This is a genomic window from Armatimonadia bacterium, assembly GCA_039679385.1.
Taxonomy (GTDB): Bacteria; Armatimonadota; Zipacnadia; order Zipacnadales; family JABUFB01; genus JAJFTQ01.
In genome coordinates, this window is record JBDKVB010000022.1 from 20,553 (window position 1) to 28,530 (window position 7,978).

Here is a 7,978-nt window from a genome sequence, read left to right on the forward strand (position 1 = left end):
CGGCACTGGCCTTGCATCTACTGGTTCCCTGCGGCCTGCGTGAGGGCATTGAGCAGCGGCATCAGCTCCTGCTGCTGCTCCGGCGTCAGGTTCGCCATCGCCCGTTGCAGTGCTGCGAGAGACGGCGGGACGACGCGGTCGAGGAGTTGCCGAGCGCGATTCGGCTGACCGGGGTTCGCCGCGGCACGGTCCGCCGCAGCCACCAGACGGTCGATGGAGGCGACGCGTCGCTGGATCTCCTGCTGGCGCTCCTCGGGTGTCTTCGCCCAGAACTCCTGCCAATTGGCCCGCAAGCGCTGCACGACGCGCTGCCGGGCTTCGGCAGCGTCCATCTGCCTGGGCTGACCGATCAGATAGAAGACGCGCACCTTGGCCTTGACCGCCTCGGCGACCTGGTTGACGGCGTCGCCGACCTTGACGTCCTTCAGCTCCAGGCCGACGGGGCCCTCCAGACCCTCCTCAGGGAGGGTGATGAAGCCACTCAGCTCCATCAGTTTGTACAGCGCTTGCTTGAGGGGCGTCTCGCGGAAGTCCACCGAGATGGTCTCCGTGCGCAGGGGCAGAAGCAGTCCGCCGACGGGGTCGTCGAGGGTGAGCGCCTGGCGTCGCCGGGCCTGGGCGTCCTGAGCACCGGCCGGGCGAGGAGCGGCTGCACCACCGGGCTGCGGTGCCTTGGTCTGCGCTCGGGCTGCTGCACGCCAGCGAGACAACAGGCCCTGGCGTTGGTCAGTCGTCAGCCCCTGGGTCCACTCCCGACGGAAGGCGGCCATCAGGGCGCAGAGCTGGTCGGCCGTGTAGGTGGCGGTGGTTGGGTTCTTCTCGATGAGGTAGGCCCGCATCCAGGAGTCGCCACCGGCCTGGGCGAGGGCCGCAACCGCCTGCTCCAGGTCAACGTCCTTGAGGTCGACCGAGACTGTGGCACCGGTCTTGTCGGTCACATAGACCTGCACACCGAACAGCCGGGTCAGTTCGGCCGCGACCTCCTTCACCGGCTTGTTGTCCATCCTGAGACTGACACGGGGTGCTGTCGAGGCCTGCTGTGCCCCGAGGGGAAGGCAAGCCACGACAGCCAGGAAGACAATGAAGGGCAAGAGTGCTCTTCTGAACATCAGTTGCACGCTCCTCCAGTTCTGCGAAGTACTACTCGGACGGGGCTGCCGACGACTACGCGCGGCCACTAGCCCCTGCTGGAAGTGACGACCAGGACCTCCGGAGGTTCGGGAATCCAGCCTCTACGGGTCGCTTGGGAAGTCAGTTGACAGAGGGCGGCGCTTGGGCTAAATTGTCATGTAGGTGGAGTCGCTTTGCGGCCACTTGAGGAGGCTTCGACCGTGCGTTTAGGCGGCAAAGTCAAGTGGTTCGACGCGCAGAAGGGGTACGGCTTCATCGAGCGTCCTGGAGAGCCGGATGTGTTTGTGCACTACTCGGCGATCCAGATGGAAGGTTACAAGACGCTCGACGATGGAGAAGATGTGGAGTTCGACATCGTGGAGGGCGACCGGGGCCCCCAGGCAGCGAATGTCACACGCCTGGGTGGGGCGCCCAAAGTCGAAAAAGCCCACGATGAGGAAGAAGCGGAGCCGCTCTGGTAGTGGCGGGACAGGAGCTCGTTCTGCGCAGACAGCGGGCTGGAACCGGCACGGGCCACAAGTAGTTCCGGGTCATGCGGCTACCTACGCCAACACACCGGAGGCATGTCGCACATGAAAATAGCGTTTCAGGGGCGTAACAGCGAGATAACCCAGAGGTTTCGAGACCACGCAAGTCCCAGATTGGCAACCTTGGAACACTCCTTCGACCGCATCAAAGACGTCCGGGTAAGTCTGGCTTCCCAGCGGGGCTGGAGGACTGTAGAGATCACGCTCGAGGCAGATTCTGTCCTGCTACGCAGCGAAGAGCGGTCCAACGACGATCTGGCGAGCTTTGACAAGGCTCTGGACAAGCTGGAGAGACAATTGAAGCGGTACCGGGAGCGAGTACGAGATCACACCCGGACCCCGATGCGCAAGCTCACGACGGAGGGAGGTTACGAGGAGGCCGCCGAGCCCGAGGAGGGCGAGGAGGTAGACACGGTCGAGGTTGCCCCAGGCGAGATCAGGATCTTGCGGACCAAGTCGCACGAGCTTAAGCCGATGACGCCGGAAGAGGCGGCCCTGCAGATGGAGTTGCTGGGACACGACTTCTTCCTGTTCTTCAACGCGCAGAGCGACCAGGTCCAGGTGGTCTACCGTCGTCGTGACGGCGGTTACGGGCTCATCGAGCCCACTATGGCTTAGCTGGCGTATGCCGTACGCAGACCTGCAGCCCGCAGTCTGCTACGCAGAAACGAGCACTCGACAATCGGCCCCCTGCCCTGGGGGCCGATTGCTTCCCGTCCAGTTTCGCGGCGTTGCTGAGGTCTGGGGAGGGATTCGATGAACCGCGAGGAACTCCGCGAGTGGGTATGGAGCCGGTGGGGTAGTCGTCTGGAGCGTCCGACCTTGCAGCAGCTATCGGAGGAGCTGGTGGAGCTGCAGGCTCTTGCGGCGCCCGGTCCCGCCGGTGAGGTGCTGCAACTGGACGAAGCACCCCTTGACTATGAAGCTTCGGTGCGCCAGTTCCTCGGGCAGGTCCTGGCCGGAGAACCCGACGCAGACTTCGTGGCAGTCTGGATTGCGGCGGTCGAGTGGTGGCTTGCATCGATGGCAGATCAGGGGCAGACCACCGGCGAAGACCTCGGTGGGTGACGCCCTGGCGAGGCGCTAACCGTGACGGAGAGCAGCGACGTGAGCGAGAAGGCGTCCGGCGCACCCGCCGTATGGGTCGTGACGGCTACCTACAATGAGAGTGAGAACCTCCCCACGCTCCTTGAGGGACTCCTGGGCCTCCCGCAGGCCCCGGCGCTGTGCATCGTCGATGACGGCTCTCCAGATGGAACAGGTGACCTTGCCGAGGAGTGGGCCGGCCGCTATCCGGGGCGCATCACGGTGGTCCACCGGCCCGGGAAGCTTGGCTATGCCTCGGCCCACCGGGATGGGATGCGGAAGGTGCTGGACAACGGAGCGAGTGTGGTCATCACCATGGATGCCGACCTCTCGCATGACCCCAAGACGATTCCGGCGCTGGTTGAGGCCCTGGCCGACGCTGACGTGGCAATCGGCTCGCGGTATGTGAAGGGCGGACGGACGGAGAACTGGTCCGGGTTCCGTATCTTCCTCAGCCGCTTCGGCGGCGGCGTGGTGACGCGGCTGCTCACGGGACTGCGCCAGGCCGACTGCACCAGCGGCTTCCGTGCCTACCGCAAGGAGATCCTGCTGCGTGCCGATCCGTGGTCGACCACGACCGACGGCTACGGGTTCTTGGTCGAAATGCTCTTCCGCTGTCACCGCCTCGGGGCACGCATGAGTGAGGTGCCCATCATCTTTCTTGACCGCCAGGCGGGACGCTCGAAGCTCTCCAAGAAGATCATCCTGGAGAGCGCCGTGCTCTGCTTTCGGTTGCTTCTGCAGCGCGGCTCGAAGCCCCCGAAGACCTATGCCGCCACCAGCGACTGAGGCGTGATCGCGCTTGTTCTCCCATCATCCGGGTCCTCTTGACCCGCCGGACAATCCCCGCACCCAACCTGCAGTCTTTCTGCACGGCCTTCACCGGCGGCATGAGGTCATGATCATCCTCGTGCTGGCGACGGCGGTCCGTCTCGTGGGCTTCAACTCCCCCTTCACCAGCCAGCACTGGATCAAGCAGTTGCAGATCGCGCCGATCGCCAAGAACTTCGCCCTCAAGAGCCCCAATATCCTGTGGCCCGAGACGGACTACAGCGCCGACAAGCCCGGCTACATCGAGATCGAGTTCCAGCTTGTCACCTGGCTCACGTCCTTCGGCTACCGCGTGTTCGGCATCCATGAGTGGGTCGCGCGCCTGGTCACGGTGACCTTCAGCGTGGGCTCGATGGTGCTGTTCTACCGTCTGGCGCTGATGCAGTTGGGACCGGTGGCGGCCGCCTATGGGCTGTTTGTCTTCGCCTTCCTGCCCACCAACTGGTACTTCTCCCGGGTCCTGATGTCCGAGCCGGCGATGCTGTTCTTTTCGATCGCGGTGATCTACGCCTTCTCGCTGTGGCTGGAAAGCGGCAAGCGCAAGCATCTCGTCTGGACGGCCGTCTGTGGGGCGTTGTGCTTCCTGGTGAAGCTACCCACCGTCGTGCTGTTCATCCCGCTGGGCTATCTGGCCTGGTGCAAGTACAAGCGGGACGTCCTTCGTCAGAAGCAACTCTGGGCCCTGGCGGCGATCATGCTCGTGCCCGCTCTGGCCTACTATCTGCACGCCTACCTCAACATCGGCCGCCACTACTTCACCGTCGGCGTGGGTTTCGGTGGCGGAATGTGGTTCTCTCCCGCCGACTTCCTCAAGCCCGGCAACTATTCGCTGATGATGGACCGGCTGGTGCGCCAACACCTTACCGCGGTCGGCGTGGTGCTGCTGATCCTGGGCCTCACTGCCCTGGCCGAGGGACGGGTGAGGATCACCCTGTTCCATATCTGGCTGGCCGGGATTGCCGTCTACTTCGTGGTGGTCTCCGGCGGGAATCTGCGCCAGAACTACTACCAGCTTCCGATGATCCCTCCGGCGGCCGCACTGATTGCGCTGGGTTGGGAGCAGCTCGCCCAATCGCGACGCTTCAGCCGACGCCTGGACCCCCTCCTGGCAGTGGTGTTCCTCGGCCTGTGCGTGTGGGGCGTGGAGCCCATGTACCAGCCCTACAAGCCGATTCACCAGGCGGCCACGGAACTCAACCTGCTCGACCCCTCACACAGGGAGCGGGTTGTGCTCTTCCCGGCCGGGTATGGCTGCCTGTACTACTTCGACCGCCCGGGTTGGGTGGGACGAGAGGGCTTTGGCAAGGCTCCCAACGAGGTAGCTCCAGGGGACGTGCCGGGACCGGACTACATCCGCGATCGGATCCGCCGCGGGGCTCACTGGGCTGTCTACTTCGACATCAAGGATGCTACGGCACAGCCCCAGATCCAGGCATACCTGCGCCAGGAGTACCTGTGTGTGTCCGACATGCCCGATTACCAGATCTTCGACCTGACACGCAGGCCCGACCGGGGCGTTAGCAAGCCGCCGGCTTCCGCAGAGCCGCCGGCGCCGAAGGCCTTTGAGTGGCGCTGAACCGCAGCGTCACGACCGGCCGGGAGCCTGGGAGCCCAGGCTGCCATGAGACGCTCTGTTGGTCACTACCTCTTCACAGAAACGCGACTACCACATGGGTCCACGCAAGAGGGTAGCAGTCATCGGTGCCGGGGTCTCCGGGCTGGTCAGTGCCTACGAGCTGACGAAGCTGGGGCACCAGGTGACGGTGTATGAGCAGCGCGACGAGATCGGCGGACTTGCCCGCTCCCTATCCCTGGGCGGAGCGCCGATCGAGCGTTACTACCACTTCATCTGCGCCGGCGATGACGGCCTGGTGGAGCTGGTGCAGGAGTTGGGCCTGCAGGACAAGCTCCACTGGCAGGCCGCCAACACCAGCTACTACTGCAGCGGCCGACTGTGGCCCTTCACCACGCCCTGGGATATCCTCCGCTTCGCGCCGCTGTCCTGGACCTCGCGAGTCCGCTTCGGTCTCCACGCCATGCATGCCCGGCGCTTCACCGACTGGGAACGACTCGAGGACCGCACTGCGCAGGAGTGGCTCATCGCTGGGCAAGGGCTCCAGGCCTACCAGGTGGTCTGGGACCCCCTACTACAGATGAAGTTCGGAGTGGCCGCCTCCCAGGTCTCCGCGCCCTGGATGTGGCACCGCATGCACCGGCTGTCCGGCTCGCGCAAGAACATCCTCAAGCCCGAGGAACTGGGCTACCTCGAGGGCGGGACGAGGACTCTTCTCGGTGAGCTGAGAGCACGCATCGAGCAGTCCGGCGGAGCCGTTCGGACGGCCACTCCCGTGAGGGCTGTGAGCGAGGAAGGTGGGCGGACCTGCGGAGTCGTCCTGGAGGAGGGTGAGGAGCCGGCCGAGGTGGTGATCTCGACTGTCCCTCTGCCGGTGCTGGCCGAGATGCTCCCTGCCTGCGTCAGCGATTTTCGTGAGGCGCTCCAGAGCGTGCCCTACTCGGGGATTGCCTGCCTCCTGGCGCTCATGGAGGAGGTTGTCACAAGCAGCTTTTGGGTAAACGTCAACGACACGCGAGCGCCTTTCAATGGTCTCGTTGAGTACACGAACCTGAATCATGAGGCCCAGGGCGGACGGAAGGTACTATACATACCCTTGTACATGCCCGTAGAGGACCCGCGGTTCGTGATGCCTGATGCGCAGCTTGTTGACGGGCTCTTGAGCGGCATTGCAGCACTGTTCCCGGGCTTTGACAAGAGCGCAGTGACAGACTGGGTGGTGACGCGGGATTCCTTCGCCCAGGCCGTCTGCCTACCGGGGTTCGCTCGCCGGGTGCCGCCGATGTGTGCCCCACTGCGGGGCCTGTATCTGACCGATTCCACGCAGCTGTACCCGTCAGACCGCTCAGTGAGCGGAACGATCCGGCTCGCACAGCGGGTCGCCAAGGTGAGCGCCGGAGAGGATCATGGTGACGCGGCTTAGGTCACAGTTGGCCGAGAGTGTCGGTGCAGGCGGCGACGCCGTGACCTATTGTGTCGTCCAGACTTCCTGGGGTTGGTGTGGACTGGTGACAAGGGGCGCCGGACTCTGGCGATCAACGCTACCGCTGGACACTGCTGAGGAAGCCGCCATAGCTCTGGATCTGCGTGTAAACCTTGGGGCGGACCGCGGAACAATCGCCCTTGGCTGCGCGTCAAGAGGGCCAATACTGACGGACGCCTCGCGGTGGCTTGAGCAGTACTTCGCTGGAAGTCCGCCAGATGTGACGATTCCGCTCGACCTCGGCGGGGTCACGTCCTTTGCAGCCACCGTCCTCCGCGCGTGTAGCCGTATCCCTTGGGGCAGTGTCGTCACCTATGGAGAGTTGGCCCGGAGCGTCGGGAGACCCAAGTCGGCACGGCCGGTTGGGCAAGTGATGCGGCACAATCTACTACCGCTATTCGTACCGTGCCACCGTGTGGTAGGCGCGGGTGGAAGCCTCACCGGCTTTGGTGGAGGCCTGGATTTGAAGTGCAGGCTGCTGGAGCTAGAAGGTCTGGCCTGCAAGAAGGTGATGGTGGTTCTGCGGGAGAAATGATCCCGTGTCGGCCGGTCTGGGGAGGCGAGTGGGGCACAGAATGCTCCGGGGACGGCGGGGAGTGGGAAAGAGGCGCGGTTGACGTGATAGGTTTCGCTAAGCTAAAATGCGGCTTATGATTGGAGAACGCGCGCAGTAGCCTGCGCGCGCGCTTTGTGCGTTTACGGGGGGGGACCGTTCAGGGTTAGTGCGGGCGGGTACGATTGTGGCGAGGGGATGAGAGACACAAACCAGGACAGTCTGCAGAGCAGCGCATCGCCGCACTCAGTTAGTGGTGGTTGTGGGGCGTCGTGTGAAGGGTAGTGCGGGCATGCGCCAGGGAGCAGTTGGGCAGAGGAACGTGGTGGGACAGTAGGCACAATACATTCGGCCAAGGAAGCGGTGGGGATCGGCATGGCAGGTCGTCCGACGATCACGCAACAGCCGAGGAGGCAAACGACTGTGCGCATCACCCAGCCTCATTTTCGAGCCACTGCAATCACACCTCTTGTCATGTGCCTGTTGGTAGGAGTGGCCGTGCTGCTCCCGGTACGCGAGGCGATGGCAGCGGTAACGGTGACCATCGAGGTCATCACTCCGCTCGCGACCACCAACTCGCAGCGGTACATCTATATCACCGCATCCTGGCCCGAGTCGGGCGGAGAGGTCCTCGACAGCGTCAGCTGGTCGGGGGGCTCTGTGGCGCCCTCCTACGCAGGGACCCTCGGGAACGTCTACCCGAACGCCGGCCTGGAACATGTAACATGGAGCCGGCGCTCCAGCGGGTGGTTCGAGGGGATCATCGGGCCCCTGTGCGGCCGCAACAACGTGTT

At 64.2% G+C, this 7,978-nt stretch carries 7 protein-coding genes and 1 pseudogene; 7 read left to right on the forward strand and 1 reads right to left on the reverse strand.

Going from position 1 to position 7,978, the window contains the following annotated elements; genetic code table 11:
• Nucleotides 1-17: 17 nt before the first annotated feature.
• Complete coding sequence (locus tag ABFE16_02465) at nucleotides 18-1,109, reverse strand: hypothetical protein (protein MEN6344136.1); 1,092 nt, start codon at nucleotides 1,107-1,109, stop codon at nucleotides 18-20.
• 222 nt (nucleotides 1,110-1,331) lie between these two features.
• Here ABFE16_02465 and ABFE16_02470 point away from each other — a divergent pair.
• From ABFE16_02470 to ABFE16_02500, 7 genes and pseudogenes are all read left to right on the forward strand, one after another.
• A pseudogene (locus ABFE16_02470) lies at nucleotides 1,332-1,532 on the forward strand (cold shock domain-containing protein).
• A 171-nt stretch (nucleotides 1,533-1,703) separates the two neighbouring features.
• On the forward strand, nucleotides 1,704-2,276 hold the full coding sequence (gene raiA, locus ABFE16_02475) for a ribosome-associated translation inhibitor RaiA (protein MEN6344137.1): 573 nt from the start codon (nucleotides 1,704-1,706) through the stop codon (nucleotides 2,274-2,276).
• 138 nt (nucleotides 2,277-2,414) lie between these two features.
• The gene (locus ABFE16_02480) at nucleotides 2,415-2,726 is read left to right on the forward strand and encodes a hypothetical protein (protein MEN6344138.1); all 312 of its coding nucleotides are present in this window, start codon (nucleotides 2,415-2,417) and stop codon (nucleotides 2,724-2,726) included.
• A gap of 39 nt (nucleotides 2,727-2,765) precedes the next feature.
• Complete coding sequence (locus ABFE16_02485) at nucleotides 2,766-3,533, forward strand: polyprenol monophosphomannose synthase (protein ID MEN6344139.1); 768 nt, start codon at nucleotides 2,766-2,768, stop codon at nucleotides 3,531-3,533.
• Nucleotides 3,534-3,642: 109 nt separating this feature from the next.
• Entirely contained in the window at nucleotides 3,643-5,151 is a 1,509-nt protein-coding gene (locus ABFE16_02490; protein MEN6344140.1) for a glycosyltransferase family 39 protein, read from the forward strand.
• 58 nt (nucleotides 5,152-5,209) lie between these two features.
• A complete protein-coding gene (locus ABFE16_02495) occupies nucleotides 5,210-6,571 on the forward strand; it encodes an NAD(P)/FAD-dependent oxidoreductase (protein MEN6344141.1) in 1,362 nt (453 codons plus the stop codon).
• Nucleotides 6,572-7,682: 1,111 nt separating this feature from the next.
• On the forward strand, nucleotides 7,683-7,978 hold a 296-nt coding region (locus tag ABFE16_02500), incomplete at its 3' end, for a hypothetical protein (protein MEN6344142.1).

Excerpts from the sequence above, each read along its gene's own strand:
- ABFE16_02465 (MEN6344136.1), bottom strand. The coding sequence starts at position 1,109 with ATGTTCAGAAGAGCACTCTTGCCCTTCATTGTCTTCCTGGCTGTCGTG.
- raiA (MEN6344137.1), top strand. The coding sequence starts at position 1,704 with ATGAAAATAGCGTTTCAGGGGCGTAACAGCGAGATAACCCAGAGGTTT.
- ABFE16_02480 (MEN6344138.1), top strand. The coding sequence starts at position 2,415 with ATGAACCGCGAGGAACTCCGCGAGTGGGTATGGAGCCGGTGGGGTAGT.
- ABFE16_02490 (MEN6344140.1), top strand. The coding sequence starts at position 3,643 with ATGATCATCCTCGTGCTGGCGACGGCGGTCCGTCTCGTGGGCTTCAAC.